Genomic DNA, 17814 nt, shown 5'->3' on the forward strand with positions numbered 1-17814 from the left:
CTCAACAGTCGGACCACCGGTGGCGTTGAGAGTGGTGTGGGAGAAGAGGTGACAGCGCTGACCGAACCGATGAGCTATGCCCAGTTGGCGGCCGCTCGACGCCCTGCGCTATTGAGGCTTGCGGTCATGCTGAGCGGCGATGCGGAACAGGCCGAGGACCTGGTCCAGTCGACCCTTCTCCGGACCCAACGGCACGCCTCGCGCATCATCGCGATGGAGAGCCCAGCGGCGTATCTGCGACGTGCCCTGGTCAACGAATACCTCTCCTGGCGCCGATCGCTGCGCCGGCGACCGCCACCTCTCGCACTCTCCGCGGCCCTGCCCACAGACCAGGACCCAGTCGTGCGGATCGGCCAGCGCGACCTCGTCTGGAGGCTGCTCGCCGAACTCCCACGCCGCCAGCGGGCCGTGCTGGCGCTGCGCTACTACGAGGATCTCCCAGATGCCGAGATCGCCAAGGTGCTCGGCTGCTCCGAGGGAACGGTCCGCTCCCACGCTTCCCGCGCGTTCGCCACTCTGCGCGCCCGGCTCTCCGACCCGGAGGTGAATCCATGACCGGTAGTCGCCAACCCGTGGACGACTGGACCGACGATCAGCTCAGCGATCTGGTGCGCGACGCCTTCGCTTCTCGCGAGGCACTCGCCGAACAGGCGATCCACGTCAGCCAGGCGGAGTCGTCCCTCCACCGCCGGCGATGGGCCGTCCCTCTCGTTGCCGCGGGCGTATCCCTAGCTACCTTGGCGGGCGCCTTCCTGATCGGTCACCTCCCCCAGCCCCGACGGTCAGACCCAATCTCGACCGGCTCACCCAGCGTGACAACATCACCCTCTCCAGACGGGCTGCGCACCACTGCCGACAATCGAGCCGACGCACTCAGGCTCCTCGATCGCACCGAGGCGAGCTTCCGCGATCGCCTCGCCCACGCGCCCGGGTCGCCGCATTCTGCATCTGTCCGCGAGATGCCAACCGCGTTGAGCGAGCCCACTATGGGCATCGCCGGAGCGGTCACGTCCCGCTCCCGAGTCCGCTTCTGGCTGACCAGGTCGAGCGCCCACGATCTGGCCCGCTGGCTGGTCGCGCACCCGCCGGTGGGCTTCGCCGCCGATGGTGCTGACGAGATCGGGGATCCCGAGGCTGGGATCGGCGAGAGCGGCGGAGCCCAGGGGCACAGCTACTACGTTGACTTCGAGCAGACCACTACAGACCCCACCGCGCCCGCTGCCGCCTCCGCGCTCGTCCAGACTGCCACCACGCCGGACGGCAGCGGTGTGCGAGTCACCATCACCGGCATCTGGCGACCTGCACGCCCCGAGACGTCGTACCTCCACGACAAGGTCACCCGGGTCGACGCCACGCGCGTCGACTCGCAGGGCCAGCGCTCGACGATCACGGTGTCCGACCCAGGGACCATCGCAGGCCTCGTCGAGGCATACAACGCGCTGCCCGGTTGGCCACCCAGCTATCACAGCTGTCCGTTGAGGATCGCTCCGACCTACCGGCTCGTTTTCCACCAGGTCGACCGCATCGTCGTCGTCGGCCAGCCCGGCTACTGCGACCCGGTCTGGAAGGTCCGGCAACAGACATCCCCCGAGAGCGGCCTCCAGCGGTTGGGCCCGATCCTGGACGACCGGGTCGGCGACCTCACCTCCCTGACCTCCGCGCTCTTCGACTAGCTCCGGAGTGCCCCGGGACTAGGCAGCTTGCGGGTGATTCGGGCTGCGGTCGTCGGGTTGCTGGTGGTCCGGGGTGCTGGTCGACGGGGCAGCGATGCGGGGGATGAGCGCCGCCGTGGTTTCGACCCGCAGCCGGGTTGCTGGCTTGCCGGGGTTGCGACCGACAGGCACCTACCCGGAGAAGTGGGCCGTCGGGCCGGGTCGGCGGCCGGGTTGCTGGTTCGCGGTGGTCACTCTGGTCGCTGCTTCATCAAGGTATGTAGGTGGGCCTGCACTTCTCATGGCGTATACGCCATGAGAAGTGACGCTTGACCCACTTACCTTGATGAAGCAGCAACCCGAGTGACCCCCGGGGCCCCAGGAGCCGCGCCAGAGACCGGGGATGGGTGCACCGATTGGGCTGAAGCTGCACTCGGTCCCGTCTGCTGCGGTGCTGTGGCGGCCCGGACCCATCTGGTGCGCCGCTGTGGTGGGTTGGGACCCGGTATGCCAGGCACTCGGCCCCCACAAGGGCGCGGCAGACGCAACCAGACCGCAGCAGACGCCCACCCCGACGCGAGAGACTGGGCAGTACCAGAGACCCGGAAAGCAATCTCGTCCCTGCGCCGCTCACCCGGCGTAGCTGCCTGTCGGCGAGCACCCCAGACCGCCAGCGACCCGAGCCCAGCGGAGCCCACCGGAGCCCGCCATCTGGGACCCAGCTACCGCTCCCCCGGCACGGCGGGGACGGCGACCAGGCCGAGCTCGGCGACGGTCGCGAGGGCCGGGTTGCTGGGCACCACCCGGACGGTGTAGCCGAAGGCGCCGGCGCGCTCGAGGGTGACGTCGGCGTCGAACCGGTAGCGGCCGCCCTCGTAGGACTCGGCGAGCGACATCGAGGTCTCACCTGCCACGTTCAGCACGTCGTCCGCGCTGGCCGTGCCGAAGACGACCTGGACATCGACATCGTCGGCGGTGAGGTCGCCCAGGGCGACGAAGGCCCGCACCTGCATGGTCAGGCCGACTTCGGGGGCGTCGCCGACCCCGCTGGACTCGACGTGCTCGACGCGGACCGACGGCCAGGCCGCGCGGACCCGCTTCTTCCAGGCCGCCAGCTTCTCCGCGCCGCGGAAGTCGCTGTTCAGCGAGCGTGCGGTCCCCGCAGCGGGCGTGTACAGCTGACGGACGTAGTCGCGCACCATCCGGGTTGCCAGCACCTTGGGACCGAGCGACTTCAGCGTGTGCCGGACCATCTCCAGCCACCGCGTCGGCACCCCGTCGGCGTCCACGTCGTAGAACCGCGGGGCGACCTCGTTCTCGATCAGGTCGTAGAGCGCGGTGGCCTCCAGGTCGTCGCGGCGGTCGGGGTCCTCGACGCCGTCGGCGGACGGGATCGCCCAGCCGTTGTTGCCGTCGTACCACTCGTCCCACCAACCGTCGAGGATGGACAGGTTGAGGCCGCCGTTGAGCGCGGCCTTCATCCCGGAGGTGCCGCAGGCCTCGTAGGGACGCAGTGGGTTGTTCAGCCAGACGTCGCAGCCGGGGTAGAGCGGCTGCGCCATGGCGATGTCGTAGTTGGGCAGGAACACGATCCGGTGCCGCACCTCCGGGTCGTCGGCGAAGCGGACCATCTCCTGGATCAGCTTCTTGCCGCCGTCGTCGGCGGGGTGCGACTTGCCGGCGATGACCAGCTGGATCGGCCGCTCCGGGTCGAGCAGCAGGCGCTTGAGTCGCTCGGGGTCGCGCAGCATCAGCGTCAACCTCTTGTACGACGGCACTCGCCGCGCGAAGCCGATGGTGAGCACGTCGGGGTCGAGGGCGTTGTCGATCCAGCCGAGCTCGGCTGCGGCGAACCCCCGCTTGAGCGAGGAGCGGACCATCCTACGGCGCGCGTCCTCCACCAGCGTGGTGCGCAACTGCCGCTTGAGGTCCCACAGCTCGCCGCCGTCGACGGAGTCGACCAGATCCCAGTAGGCAGACACGTCCTCGGTCGGCGGCGCGACGCCATACCGCGCGGCAAGGTCGAACACCTCTCGCGCCACCCAGGTCGGCCCGTGCACGCCGTTGGTGACCGAGGTGATCGGCACCTCGGCCTCGTCGAAGGCCGGCCAGAGGCCGTTGAACATCTCTCGCGAGACGTGGCCGTGCAGCTGGGAGACGCCGTTGGCGCGCTGGGCGAGCCGGAAACCCATCACCGCCATGTTGAACACGGCCGGGTCGCCGCCCGCGAAGTCCTCGGCGCCGAGCGCCAGGACGCGATCGACCGGGACACCGGGGACCGGGCTGTTGCCACCGCCGAAATACTGCTCCACGAGCTCGCGCGGGAAACGGTCGATGCCGGCCGGCACCGGCGTGTGAGTGGTGAACAGCGTGCCGGCTCGAGAGAGCTCGAGGGCGGTGTCGAAGTCGAGGCGCGGACCCTCCGGGGCGACGGTCAGCTCGCGGATGCGCTCCAGGCCGAGGAACCCGGCGTGGCCCTCGTTGGTGTGGTAGACCTCCGGCTCCGGCGCCCCGGTCAGCCGGGAGTAGGTGCGCAGCGCGCGCACCCCGCCGACACCGAGCAGCAGCTCCTGACGGAGCCGGTGCTCCGAGGTGCCGCCGTAGAGCCGGTCGGTGACGTCGCGGTAGTGCTGCGGGTTCTCCTCGACGTCGGAGTCGAGCAACAGCAGCGGCACCCGCCCGACGCTCGCGACGAAGATGCGGGCGATCAGGTCCGGGCCGTCGGGCAGGCTGATCGAGATCTGGGCACGAGTGCCGTCGGCCTCCCGCAGCGGGCTGAGGGGCAACTCGTCGGGGTCGAGGACGGGGTAGGTCTCCTCCTGCCAGCCCTCGCGCGACAAGGACTGCTTGAAGTAGCCGTGCCGGTAGAGCAGACCCACGGCGACGAGCGGGACGCCCAGGTCGGAGGCCGCCTTGAGGTGGTCGCCGGCGAGGATGCCGAGCCCGCCGGAGTATTGCGGGAGCACGGCGGTGATGCCGTACTCCGGTGAGAAGTAGGCGATCGACCGGGGCGCGTTCCGGCCGGCCTCACGCTGATACCACCGGTCCTCGGAGAGGTACGACGACAGGCTGGCCTGCGCGGTCTCCAACAGCGCCAGGAAGTCGTCGTCCTGCGCCAGTTCCTTGAGCCGTTCACGACCCACGGCACCGAGCAGGCGGACCGGGTCGCCGTGGACGGCCTCCCACAGCTCGAGGTCGACGGCGCGGAAGACGTCGTGGGCCTCGGGATTCCACGACCAGCGCAGGTTGCCGGCGAGCTCGGCCAAGGGGGCCAGCGGCTCGGGAAGGACTGGACGGACGGTGAAGCGACGGATGGCACGCACCAGAGGAACCTAGCCCGTGATGTTGGATCGATCCAAGCCCGGGTCCGCTGTCGGCTGTCCGAACCAAGACGACGCCCTTGCACGCGGCCGCCGCGGTGGGCGAGTGTTGCCCCATGGTCGGACGCATCCCCATCATGGACGTGAGGCCCGTGGTCGACGGCGGGCGCCCCGCGAAGGCGACCGTGGGCGAGGCGTTCCCCGTCTCCGCGACCGTCTTCCGGGAGGGTCACGACCAGCTCGGCACCGAGGTGGTGCTGACCGGCCCCGACCGCAAGCGGCGCGCACCGGTGCCGATGCAGACTCGCCCCGAGACCCCCGACCGCTACACCGCCTGGGTCACCCCCGATCAGGCCGGCGCCTGGTCGTTCGAGGTGCAGTCGTGGTCCGACCCGCTCGGCACCTGGCACCACGACGCGCCCCTGAAGATCCGGGCAGGCGTCGACGTCGAGCTGATGTTCACCGAGGGCCGGCTGCTGCTCCAGCAGGTGCACCGCCGTCTGCCGCGCGGTGACAAGAGGTCCCGCGAGATCGTCAAGGCCGCCACCGCCGCCGCCAAGGACACCCGCCGGCCGGTCGAGGCCAGGCTCGCAGCCCTTGAGGACACCGAGCTGTGGCGGGTGCTCTCGGCCTACCCACTCCGCGAGATGCTCACCACGGCCGGCCCCTTCCCGGCGTACGCCGACCGCGAGCGCGCCCTCTTCAGCAGCTGGTATGAGTTCTTCCCCCGCTCCGAGGGCGCCCACCTCGCCGCCGACGGCACGGTGGTGAGCGGCACCCTCACCACCGCGGCGAAGCGGCTCGACGCGGTCGCGGCGATGGGCTTCGACGTGGTCTACCTACCGCCCATCCACCCGATCGGCGAGGTCAACCGCAAGGGCCCCAACAACACCCTCGACCCAAGCCCTGCCGACCCCGGGTCGCCATGGGCGATCGGCAGCCGGTTCGGTGGGCACGACGCGATCCATCCCGACCTGGGCGACTTCGACGACTTCGACGGCTTCGTCGCACACGCACGTGAGCTGGGCCTGGAGGTCGCCCTCGACCTGGCCCTGCAGTGCGCGCCCGACCATCCCTGGGTGGCCAGCCATCCGGAGTGGTTCACCACCCGCGCCGACGGCACCATCGCCTACGCGGAGAACCCGCCGAAGAAGTATCAGGACATCTACCCCCTCAACTTCGACAACGACCCCGAGGGGATCAGCCGCGAGATCCTGCGGGTGGTCCGGCTCTGGATGGCGCACGGCGTGCGGATCTTCCGGGTCGACAACCCGCACACCAAGCCGGTGCCGTTTTGGGAGTGGCTGCTCGGCGAGATCCGCCGCACCGACCCCGACGTGCTGTTCCTCGCCGAAGCGTTCACCCGGCCGGCCATGATGCGCGGGCTCGGCTCGGTCGGCTTCCACCAGTCCTACACCTACTTCACCTGGCGCAACGGCAAGGACGAGCTGGCCGACTACCTCGTCGAGCTCGCCGCCGAGACCGACCACCTGATGCGGCCGAACTTCTTCGTCAACACCCCCGACATCCTGCACGCCTACCTGCAGTACGGCGGCCCTGCCGCGTTCAAGATCCGCGCCGTCCTCGCGGCCACCAGCTCCCCGAACTGGGGCGTCTACGCCGGCTACGAGCTGTTCGAGCACGTCGCCGTCCGACCCGGCAGCGAGGAGTATCTCGACTCGGAGAAATACCAGATCCGCATCCGCGACTGGGCCGAGGCGGAGACGTCGGGCCACACGCTGGCGGCGTACCTCACCCGGCTCAACGAGATCCGCCGCGAGCACCCTGCCCTGCAGCGACTGCGCAACCTCACCGTCCACGCGACCGACGACCCGGCCATCCTGGCCTACAGCAAGACCACGCCGGACGGCGCCGGCGGCACCGACACCGTCATCGTCGTGGTCAACGTCGACCCCCACGCCACCCGGGAGACCACCGTGCACCTGGACCTGCCCGCGCTCGGCCTGGAGTGGGGTGACTCGTTCCAGGTCACCGACCAGTTCACCGGCGACAGCTGGACCTGGCACGTCGACAACTACGTCCGGCTCGGCCCGGGCGGCGAGCCCGCCCACGTGCTCAGCGTGCGGAAGGCGGGCCACGGGTGAGCACGACTGACGCGGAGTGGTATCGCTCCGCGGTGTTCTACGAGGTGCTGGTCCGCTCCTACCACGACGGCAACGGTGACGGCACCGGAGACTTCGAGGGCCTCGTCGACAAGCTCGACTATCTCGCCTGGCTAGGCGTCGACTGCCTGTGGGTGCCGCCGTTCTTCACCTCTCCCCTGCGCGACGGCGGCTACGACGTCGCCGACTACACCTCGGTGCTGCCCGAGTTCGGCACGGTGGAGGACTTCCGGACCTTCGTCGCGGCGGCCCACGAGCGCGGCATGCGGGTGATCATCGACTTCGTCATGAATCACACCAGCGACGCCCATCCGTGGTTCCAGGCGTCACGGTCCGACCCGGAGGGACCGTACGGCGACTTCTACGTCTGGTCCGACACCGACGACCTCTACGCCGAGGCCCGCGTCATCTTCGTCGACACCGAACCGTCCAACTGGACCTGGGACCCGGTGCGCCAGCAGTACTTCTGGCACCGGTTCTTCTCCCACCAGCCCGACCTCAACTACGACAACCCGCGGGTGCACGACGCGATCTTGGAGGCGTTGTCGTTCTGGCTCGAGATGGGGCTGGACGGCTTCCGGCTGGATGCGGTGCCCTACCTCTACGAGCGCCCCGGCACCAACGGCGAGAACCTCCCCGAGACGCACGCGTTCCTGGCCAAGGTGCGCTCCTACGTCGACGAGCACTATCCCGGTCGGGTGCTGCTCGCCGAGGCCAACCAGTGGCCCTCCGACGTGGTCGACTACTTCGGTGGTCGCCACGACGAGTCGGGTGCCTGGGTGGGCACGGAATGCCACATGTGCTTCCACTTCCCGGTGATGCCCCGCATCTTCATGGCGGTGCGGCGCGAGTCGCGCTATCCCATTTCGGAGATCCTCGAGCAGACCCCGCCCATCCCCCAGGGCTGTCAGTGGGGCATCTTCTTGCGCAACCACGACGAGCTGACCCTGGAGATGGTCACCGACGAGGACCGCGACTACATGTGGGCGGAGTATGCCCAAGATCCCCGGATGAAGGCCAACATCGGCATCCGGCGCCGGCTCGCTCCACTGTTGGAGAACGACACCAACCAGATGGAGCTCTTCACCGCCCTGCTGCTGTCGCTGCCGGGATCACCGGTGCTCTACTACGGCGACGAGATCGGGATGGGCGACAACATCTGGCTGGGCGACCGGGACGGGGTGCGCACGCCGATGCAGTGGACGCCGGATCGCAACGCCGGCTTCTCCTCCGCCAACCCTGGTCGACTGGCGCTGCCGCCGATCCAAGATCCCGTGTTCGGCTATCAGAGCGTCAACGTGGAGGCTCAGCTCGCCGACTCGTCGTCCTTGCTGCAGTGGACCCGACGGATGATCCACGCACGCAAGCAGCACGAGGCCTTCGGGCTGGGCAACTTCACCGACCTCGGTGGCTCCAACCCGTCGGTGCTCTCCTACGTGCGTGACCACACCCGCGCGGACGGCAGCTCCGACACGATCTTGTGCGTCAACAACCTCTCCCGCTTCCCGCAACCCGTGGAGCTGGACCTGCGCCGCTGGGAGGGCTTCCACCCCGTCGAGCTGCTCGGCGGGGTGCCGTTCCCACGCATCGGCGAGCTGCCCTACCTGCTCACCATCGGCGGCTACGGCTTCTACTGGTTCCGGCTGACCGAGCTTCCCGGGGAGGGCGCGCCGTGACCGCCTCCGGCCCCAGCGTCTCGAGCCGAGCCGACCTGGTCGAGCCCTTCCTGTCCGGGCAGCGCTGGTTCGGCGGCAAGGGGCGACCGTTCCGGGTGTCGGCGGTGCACCGGGTCGGCGCCGTACCAGCGTCGGCCGACCCGCTCCCGCCGGTCGTCTACCTTGCCGTCGTGGAGTACGCCGACCCCGAGGGCGGCAGCGAGCTCTACCAACTCCCGCTTGCGCTCTACGAGCGCCCGGAGGAGCGGCTGTCCCACGCCCACCTGGGGCTGTGGGAGGACGAGCAGTTCGGGTCGGTGCATGCCTACGACGCGGTCCACGATCGGTCCGCCATGGCCTGCTGGCTGCGGGCCTTCGTCGACCCGGCTGCTGGGGCTGGCGCTGGACCGTTGTCCTTCCACTCCCTGCCCAGCCTCGAGCTCGACCCGGAGGCGCTGTCGACGCCGTTCACCGGCGAGCAGTCCAACTCCACGGTGCTCTTCGGCGAGGAGTGCCTGCTCAAGCTGTTCCGCCGGCTGACGCCGGGGCGCAACCCCGACATCGAGATCCACGAGCGCCTCACCCGGGCCGGCTCCGACCACATCGCCCGGCTCTACGGGTGGGTGGAGACCTCTGTTCCAGCCGACGGGGCCTCGACGAACGGGGCCTCGACGAACGGGGAGGTCGTGCAACTCGGCATGCTGCAGGAGCTGCTCCGGACGGCGAGCGACGGCTGGGACCTGGCCCAGGCCAGCGTGCGGAACCTGTTCGCCGAGGCCGACCTGCACGCCGAAGAGGTCGGCGGCGATTTCGCCGGCGAGTCCGCGCGGCTGGGCGAGGCGGTCGCCGCGGTGCACCGCGACCTGCGCGAGCAGTTCGGCACCGGCACCGTCGACCTGGGCTTCGTCGCCGACCAGATGACCGAGCGACTCGAGGCGGCAGTGGCCGCGGTCCCCGAACTCGCCGACCACGCGCCCAATCTGCGGTCGCTCTTCGACCGGCTCGCCGACCTGGGCACGGCACCTGTGCAGCGCGTCCACGGAGACCTCCACCTCGGCCAGACCCTGCGCACCGTGCACGGGTGGAAGCTGGTCGACTTCGAGGGCGAGCCGGCCAAGTCGCTGGCTGAGCGCTCGCAGCCAGACTCCGTGTGGCGCGACGTGGCCGGGATGGTGCGCTCCTTCGACTACGCGGCGCGGGTCGTGGAGCGGACGATGGGCGCGGACAGCCCGGCCAGTGCCAACCAGCTCGCCTTCCGTGGCGACGAGTGGGTCGGCCTCAACGGCGACGCCTTCGTGACGTCGTACGTCGGCGACCGCGCGGTCACCGACACCGAGCGGGTCCTGCTTGCGGCGTACCTCGCGGACAAGGCTGTCTACGAAGCCGTCTACGAAGCACGCAACAGGCCGGCCTGGGTCGACATCCCGCTGTCCGCGATCACGACTCTCACCATCCAACAGTCCGAGGTCTAGGTTCGAGGTCTAGGAGGCCATATGTCGCCGCAGGCGCCAGCAGTCCAGCCCGTGGAGAGGCGCGAGCTCGACCTGCTCATCGAGGGTCGCCACGGCCAACCGCATGCCATCCTCGGCCCACATCCCTACGACGGGGGGGTGACGGTGCGGGTCTACAAGCCGCTCGCCTCACGCGTGGCGGTCAGATACGCCGACGCGTCGGTCGAGCTGGAGCACGAGTACTCCGGCATCTGGGCCGGCGTGCTCCCGGTGGCCGACGTGCCCGACTATCGCATCGAGGTGACCTACACCGCCGATCCGCTGGTGCTCGACGACCCCTACCGCTTCCTGCCCACTCTCGGGCCGACGGACCTGCACCTGATCAACGAGGGCCGACACGAGCGGCTGTGGGACGTCCTCGGCGCACACGTGCACCACTACGCCGACCAAGTGTCCGGCACCTCCTTCGCCGTCTGGGCGCCCGGGGCGCGGGGCGTGCGGGTGAAGGCCGACTTCAACAACTGGGACGGCCGCGAGCACCCGCTGCGACAGCTCGGCACCTCCGGAGTCTGGGAGCTGTTCGTGCCGGGGGTGGGTTCCGGGGCCAAGTACAAGTTCCTCCTCCTCGGCGCCGACGGCGAGTGGCGGGAGAAGGCCGACCCGATGGCGTTCCACACCGAGGTGCCGCCCGCGACGTCGTCGGTGGTCTTCGAGTCCCACTACGAGTGGGGCGACCAGGACTGGCTCTCCGCACGTCGGGAACGGCAGCCGGTCGAGTCGCCGATGTCGGTCTACGAGGTGCACCTCGGCTCGTGGCGCAAGCCCTACGGGCAGACCCTGGGCTATCACCAGCTCGCCGACGAGCTGGTCGGCTACGTCGGCGACTTGGGCTTCACCCATGTGGAGTTCCTGCCGGTGATGGAGCATCCGTTCGGCGGATCCTGGGGTTACCAGGTGACGTCGTACTTCGCCCCCACCGCGCGCTTCGGCGACCCCGACGGCTTCCGCTACCTCGTCGACCGGCTGCACCAGGCCGGCATCGGGGTGATCGTGGACTGGGTGCCCGCCCACTTCCCGAAGGACTCCTTCGCGCTGGCCCGCTTCGACGGCACGCCGCTCTACGAGGACCCCAACCCGTCTCGCGGCGAGCACCCCGACTGGGGGACGTTCGTCTTCAACTTCGGGCGTCGGGAGGTGCGCAACTTCCTGGTCGCCAACGCGCTGTACTGGCTCGAGGAGTTCCACGTCGACGGGCTCCGGGTCGACGCGGTCGCGTCGATGCTCTACCTCGACTACTCCCGCGAGGACGGCCAGTGGCAGCCGAACAAGTACGGCGGTCGCGAGAACCTCGAGGCCGTGCAGTTCCTGCAAGAGATGAACGGCACGGTCTACAAGCGGGTCCCCGGTGCCATCACCATCGCCGAGGAGTCGACGTCCTGGGAGGGGGTCACCCGGCCCACCTCCTCGGGTGGGCTCGGCTTCGGCTTCAAGTGGAACATGGGCTGGATGCACGACTCGTTGGCCTATCTGGCACACGACCCGGTGCATCGTGCCTACCACCACAACGAAATGACCTTCTCGATGGTCTATGCCTACTCGGAGAACTACGTCCTCCCGCTCAGCCACGACGAAGTGGTGCACGGCAAGGGGTCGCTGCTGCGCAAGATGCCCGGCGACCGGTGGCAGCAACTCGCGAACCTGCGCGCCTATCTCGCGCTGATGTGGGCACACCCCGGCAAGCAGCTCATCTTCATGGGGATCGAGCTCGGCCAGGAGGCCGAGTGGGCCGAAGCACGCGAACTCGACTGGTGGCTGCTCGACCATCCCGAACACAGCGGCGTGCAGGCCCTGGTCCGCGACCTCAATCGGGTCTACCTCGACTCTCCGGCACTGTGGAGCCGCGACAGCGACTCCGCCGGCTTCGCCTGGATCGACGCCAACGACGCCGCCCGCAACGTGTTCTCCTTCCTGCGACGCGGGGGCGGATCGGAGAGTCCGGACGGATCGACCGGGTCGGTCGGCAGTGGGGACGGCTCCGCTGACCTCGTCTGCATCGCCAACTTCGCCGCGCTCCCCCACCAGGGCTTCCGGATCGGCCTGCCATCGACTGGGCGATGGGAAGAGGTGCTCAACACCGACGCCACCACCTACACCGGCTCCGGAGTCGGCAACCTCGGCGCCGTCGAAGCAGTCCCCGGCGAGTGGTCCGGCCAACCCGCCCACGCCGACCTCGTCGTACCCCCCCTCGCCACCATCTGGCTCCGCCGGGCGGACTGAACCGGGCGGGCGGGGGCGCCGGCCGTGGACCTAGCCCGACGATCTGCCGCTGTCCCCGCGCCGGCGTCACTCTGGTCGCGTGTGTTGCTGCTTCATCAAGGTAAGTGGGCGAGCCTGCACCTACCACGGCGTATACACCATGAGAAGTGCAGCGCCATCCACTTACCTTGATGAAGCAGCAACGGGAGGGGACCCGCGGAGCCTCAGGCGGACTGGCGGAGCAGTCGTCGAACCCGCGCAGCGGTCAACTCGGGTCGACTCAGGTCGTCCCAGATGATTCGAACCATCGCGCAGCCGCTTGCCTCGCGGATGAGGTCCTCACGGTGCTTCTCGGCGAACACGACCTCGCCGGCCGACATCCCCGGCTTGAGCAGGCGGCCGTATTTGGTCCGGCCGTCGAATTCGCCGAGGAGGCCGTGCTGCGGCCATCCCCAATCGCAGGTCCCGATCAGCCTTCCGTCGAGGGCGCGCACCTCGAACTGTGTCGCCGGCGCGGGCAGACCACCGATACGGAACAGCCAGCGCCCTCGAGACTCACCTGCACTGGCAGATCCGCCATCGGCCATCCGGACTGGGATGTGGAGGTGCCGCGTGTGCGGCCACCTGGCCATCATCTCGAATCGGGCGAACAGTCCCTCGTGCGTGTCCAGCTCAAGGTGCAGCAACGAGTCGAGGTGGACCAGCGCTGACTCTGGGGTGCCGAGAGTGCCCGCTTCCAGTGCGCTGCGGGTGGGACTTGTCACGAGCTTGCCCCCTCGCTCGACGACCTCACCGTCTAGTCCCACTCCCACGTGATGGACGACGTCCCCTTCAAGACGACCCGCGCCACCGTCGAGCCTGGTCACGTGCACTCGATCCAGCGGGACACCCCACGTCTGCAGTCCGTGCTCCAAGGCAGCCGAGACATGGGAGAGTGCCACGACATCCCCGAGGGCGTGAAAGACCGCAGCTGCTCGAACGCGGTGCTGGGCGACCGCGTCGCGCGCCGGCCACAAGTCGGGGAACGTGTAGTAGCCCCGCCTGATCCGGAGCCAGATATCGGATCGCATGATCGCGGCCATGGCGCGGTCGTCGTACCCGAGTTCGCGGGCCTCAGCGCGCGTGAAGAAGCCGCGTGTCTCGGCGAGGATTCTCAGTGGGTCCACATCATGGAGCATGCCCAGCCTGGCGGCTGCTTACGCTGACCATCGGGAATCTGTGGATGACGGCTAATCATCCCCTCGGCTGAGGTCGACTCGTACGTGGGCACCTCGTGCGCTGACGTCTCATCCGTTGCTGCTTCATCAAGGTAAGTGGGCGAGCCTGCACCTACCACGGCGTACACACCATGAGAAGTACAGCGCCATGCACTTACCTTGATGAAGCAGCGACCCACGTGTGACCCGGGCAGTCCACTGTTCGGCTCCAGATGGCCCTTGACACCGGCGCGAATCCGCGCAACCCCCAGCTCCACCCCGACCCGTTGCGGACCCCGGAACATCGCAACACCACGTGTCCTAAGGTGATCCGGTGACCGACCAGCCCACGCTGACCGATGGCGTGGTCACCTTGCGCCCGTGGCGAGACGAAGACATCGCGCGCGCGGTGGCGGGGCATGACGAGGAGATCGCACACTGGTTCGGCCGGGCCGAGCCTCCGTCGGAGAACGACTGGCGCCTGCTGGTGGCGGAGTGGCGGTCTGCCCGGGAGCAGGGCCGCACGGTCGCGGCGTACGTCGTCGAACACGCCGGCGAGGCTGTCGGCAACGTGGAGGTCACGCCGGAAGGGGATGTCGGCGGAAGCCTTTCCTGGGCCCTGTGGGCCGGACACCGCGGACACGGCCTGGCCACCCGCGCGGTGCGAGTGCTGGCCGACTGGGCCCTCACCGAGAGCTCGCTGGGTGGCCTCGGCCTGCGTCGGATCGAAGCTCGGGTCGACCCGAGCAACGAGGCGTCTCTGCGGATCGCGACCAGAGCCGGTCTACGGCGGGAGGGCATCCAGCGAGTAGAGGCCGGGATGGGTGACCGACCGGACGCGACCGGGTACGTCGTCCATGCCCGGCTGGCCTCCGATCCTCCGCTCACCGACCCGCAGAGCTTCCGGGCCATGCTCAACTCCTTCCTCCCCCGCAAGCGGGCGATCGCGCAGTTGTTGGTGCGCGACCAGGCCGATCGGGTGCTGCTCTGCGAGCTCACCTACAAGCCCGACTGGGATCTGCCCGGCGGTGTGGTCGAGGTCGGTGAGTCGCCGCGGCTGGCCAGCGAACGCGAGATCGCCGAGGAGCTCGGCCTGGAACTGACCGTAGGCGACCTCCTCCTCACCGACTGGCTGCCGCCCTGGAGTGGCTGGGACGACGCCGTCTGCCTGGTCTTCGACGGCGGCGTCCATCCGGCGAGCCTGATCGACTCCGCCGTGCACCAGGAGCGCGAGATCCGCGGTGCGGAGTTCTGCACCCTCGACCAGGTCCGGGCCAGAGCGCGGGACTTCACCGCACGCCGGATCGAGGCGGCGTGGAGGCGAGCCCGGGGCGACCAGGCAGCGCCTGCGTTCACCGAGTCAGGGCGCACCGATCCTGCGACGTGAACCCGCGATGTGACCCGCACCCCATCAGCGAGACACGGTCTGCCTCACCGCTCGGATGAGTGCCAGTATCAGACTCGTGACCACCTACGTGTACGACTTCGCTGAAGGCAACAAGGATCTCAAAGACCTGCTCGGCGGAAAGGGCGCGAACCTCGCCGAGATGACCAACCTGGGTCTCCCGGTGCCACCCGGCTTCACGATCAGCACCGAGGCCTGCAAGGCCTACCTGGCGCAGGGCACCGTCCCCACAGAGCTCGCGGAGGAGGTCACCGAGCACTTGGGCCGCCTCGAGCAGGCGATGGGTCGCCGGCTAGGCGACCCTGAGGACCCGCTGCTCGTCTCGGTGCGCTCCGGCGCCAAGTTCTCCATGCCCGGGATGATGGAGACCGTCCTCAACATCGGGCTGAACGACGCCTCGGTGGCCGGCCTCGCCGCGCGGGGGGGCAACGAGCGCTTTGCGTGGGACTCCTACCGTCGGCTGCTGCAGATGTTCGGCGCGACCGTGCTCCACATCGACTCCGAGCACTTCTCCGACGCCCTCGACGCGGCGAAGCAGGCCAAGGGCACCGCCGCCGATCTCGACCTCGACGTCGAGGACCTGAGGGCGCTGGTCGGCACCTACAAGAAGATCATCGTCCACCACGCCGCGCGCGAGTTCCCCCAAGATCCGCGAGAGCAGCTCGACCTCGCCGTGAAGGCAGTCTTCGACTCCTGGAACGGCGAGCGCGCGGTGCTCTACCGCCGCAGCGAGCGCATCCCGGAGGACCTCGGCACGGCCGTCAACGTGCAGGCCATGGTCTTCGGCAACCAGGGCGTGTCCTCCGGTTCCGGTGTCGCCTTCACCCGTGACCCGGCCAGCGGCGAGAGCGGCGTCTACGGTGACTACCTGCAGAACGCTCAAGGCGAGGACGTCGTCGCTGGCATCCGCAACACCATGTCGTTGCAGGAGCTCGAGGGCGTCGACAAGACGTCGTACGACGGCCTGCTCCACATCATGAGCGCACTGGAAGACCACTACGCCGACATGTGTGACATCGAGTTCACCATCGAGCGCGGCAAACTGTGGATGCTGCAGACCCGGGTCGGCAAGCGCACTCCGGAGGCCGCCTTCCGGATCGCACACCACATGGTCGACGACGGATTGATCGACGACAACGAAGCCGTGCTGCGGGTGACCGGTGGCCAGCTGGCCCAGTTGATGTTCCCACGCTTCGACGAAGCGGCCGAGCGCAGGCTCATCGCCAGAGGCATGAACGCCTCACCGGGCGCCGCGGTCGGCAAGGTCGTCTTCGACTCCGACACCGCCGTCGAGTGGTCGGACCGGGGCGAAGAGGTGATCTTGGTCCGCAAGGAGACCAACCCCGACGACCTGCGCGGCATGATGGTCAGCCGCGGAGTCCTCACCAGTCGCGGCGGCAAGACCTCGCACGCCGCGGTGGTCGCGCGTGGCATGGGCCGCACCTGCGTGTGCGGCGCCGACGACCTCGACGTCGACGTCAAGACCAGGCAGTTCCGGATCCGCGGAGGCGGGGTCGTGCACGAGGGCGACCTGATCTCGATCGACGGTTCGACCGGCGAAGTGTTCGACGGCGCCGTCCCGGTGGCCGACTCCCACGTGGTGCGCTACTTCGAGGGTGAGGCCTTCGCCGACGACGACCTGGTCGACTCGGTCGCTGCCATCATGGGCCGCGCCGACGGCGTACGCCGCCTCCAGGTGCGCGCCAACGCCGACAATCCCGAGGACGCCGCCCGGGCCCGTCGGTTCGGCGCCCAGGGCATCGGCCTGTGCCGCACCGAGCACATGTTCCTCGGTGATCGCCGCGAGCTGGTCGAGCACCTGATCGTGGCCGAGGACGAGCCCGCTCAGGCCAAGGCACTGGACGCGCTGCTCCCCCTGCAGAGACAGGACTTCGTCGAGATCCTCGAGGCCATGGACGGCCTCCCGGTCACCATCCGGCTGATCGACCCGCCCCTGCACGAGTTCCTCCCCGACATGACCGAGCTCTCGGTCAAGGTGGCCATCGAGGATGCGCACGGCAAGCACGACATGCGCCAGATCCGTCTGCTCGACGCCGTGAAGCGGCTGCACGAGATGAACCCCATGCTGGGTCTGCGCGGCGTCCGCCTCGGCATCGTGATCCCGGGGCTCTTCGAGATGCAGGCCCGAGCCATCCTCGAGGCGGCCGCCCGACGGCTCCGCGCCGGCGGGGACCCGCACCCCGAGATCATGATCCCGCTGGTCGCTTCGATCCGCGAGCTCAACGTGGTCAAGGAGCACATCATCGAAGTCGCCAAGAAGATCCAGGAGCGGGAGGGCGTCGAGATCCCGTTCAAGATCGGCACCATGATCGAGCTCCCGAGGGCGGCGATGACGGCGGGCCAGATCGCGGAGGCGGCGGAGTTCTTCTCCTTCGGCACCAACGACCTGACCCAGATGACCTGGGGCTTCTCGCGTGACGACGTGGAGGCATCGTTCTTCTCCGAATACCTCGACGCCGGCATCTTCCCCGTCTCCCCGTTCGAGTCCCTCGACACCGAGGGCGTCGGGGCGCTGGTCCGCAAGGCCTCCGAGGACGGCCGAGCCACCCGGCCCGAGCTGCACCTCGGTGTCTGCGGCGAGCATGGCGGCGACCCCGACTCGATCCACTTCTTCAACGCCGTGGGTCTGGACTACGTCTCCTGCTCGCCCTTCCGGGTCCCCGTCGCCCGCCTGGAGGCCGCCCGCGCCACCCTCGAGCAGTCCAGCTGACGCCTGAGGTAGTACGGTCCCGATT

General features: G+C 69.1%; 10 protein-coding genes. 8 read left to right on the forward strand and 2 right to left on the reverse strand.

The genetic code is table 11. The features are described from left to right. The first annotated feature begins 48 nt into the window (after positions 1 to 48). Entirely contained in the window at positions 49 to 555 is a 507-nt protein-coding gene (locus tag QM714_RS07280; RefSeq protein ID WP_415099014.1) for a SigE family RNA polymerase sigma factor, read from the forward strand. Then, complete coding sequence (locus QM714_RS07285; RefSeq protein WP_415099016.1) at positions 552 to 1673, forward strand: hypothetical protein; 1122 nt, start codon at positions 552 to 554, stop codon at positions 1671 to 1673. The genes QM714_RS07280 and QM714_RS07285 overlap by 4 nt, the downstream gene beginning before the upstream one ends. A gap of 701 nt (positions 1674 to 2374) precedes the next feature. Here QM714_RS07285 and glgP read toward each other — a convergent pair. Further along, positions 2375 to 4975, reverse strand: coding sequence for an alpha-glucan family phosphorylase (gene glgP / locus QM714_RS07290; RefSeq protein WP_415099018.1), 2601 nt, complete (start codon positions 4973 to 4975; stop codon positions 2375 to 2377). A gap of 113 nt (positions 4976 to 5088) precedes the next feature. On the opposite strand from glgP, the gene QM714_RS07295 reads away from it, so the two are divergent. From QM714_RS07295 to glgB, 4 genes are read left to right on the forward strand one after another with little or no spacing between them, the layout of a single operon-like run. Then, the gene (locus tag QM714_RS07295; protein ID WP_415099020.1) at positions 5089 to 7077 is read left to right on the forward strand and encodes a maltotransferase domain-containing protein; all 1989 of its coding nucleotides are present in this window, start codon (positions 5089 to 5091) and stop codon (positions 7075 to 7077) included. Continuing rightward, a complete protein-coding gene (gene treS, locus QM714_RS07300) occupies positions 7074 to 8771 on the forward strand; it encodes a maltose alpha-D-glucosyltransferase (RefSeq protein ID WP_415099022.1) in 1698 nt (565 codons plus the stop codon). The genes QM714_RS07295 and treS overlap by 4 nt, the downstream gene beginning before the upstream one ends. After that, entirely contained in the window at positions 8768 to 10222 is a 1455-nt protein-coding gene (locus QM714_RS07305; protein ID WP_415099024.1) for a maltokinase N-terminal cap-like domain-containing protein, read from the forward strand. The genes treS and QM714_RS07305 overlap by 4 nt, the downstream gene beginning before the upstream one ends. Positions 10223 to 10243: 21 nt before the next feature. Beyond that, positions 10244 to 12478 carry a 1,4-alpha-glucan branching protein GlgB gene (glgB, locus tag QM714_RS07310; RefSeq protein WP_415099026.1) on the forward strand — a complete coding sequence of 745 codons (2235 nt, stop codon included), beginning with the start codon at positions 10244 to 10246 and terminating at the stop codon, positions 12476 to 12478. A 203-nt stretch (positions 12479 to 12681) separates the two neighbouring features. Here the strand turns inward: glgB and QM714_RS07315 are convergent, their stop codons facing one another. Further along, positions 12682 to 13623, reverse strand: coding sequence for a type IV toxin-antitoxin system AbiEi family antitoxin domain-containing protein (locus QM714_RS07315; RefSeq protein ID WP_415099028.1), 942 nt, complete (start codon positions 13621 to 13623; stop codon positions 12682 to 12684). 364 nt (positions 13624 to 13987) lie between these two features. On the opposite strand from QM714_RS07315, the gene QM714_RS07320 reads away from it, so the two are divergent. Then, positions 13988 to 15040: an NUDIX hydrolase gene (locus QM714_RS07320; protein WP_415099030.1), complete on the forward strand. Its 1053-nt coding sequence runs from the start codon at positions 13988 to 13990 to the stop codon at positions 15038 to 15040. A 55-nt stretch (positions 15041 to 15095) separates the two neighbouring features. Further along, on the forward strand, positions 15096 to 17789 hold the full coding sequence (ppdK, locus tag QM714_RS07325; RefSeq protein ID WP_415099032.1) for a pyruvate, phosphate dikinase: 2694 nt from the start codon (positions 15096 to 15098) through the stop codon (positions 17787 to 17789). Positions 17790 to 17814: the final 25 nt, after the last annotated feature.

This window comes from Nocardioides sp., assembly GCF_047602075.1.
Classification (GTDB): domain Bacteria; phylum Actinomycetota; class Actinomycetes; order Propionibacteriales; family Nocardioidaceae; genus Nocardioides.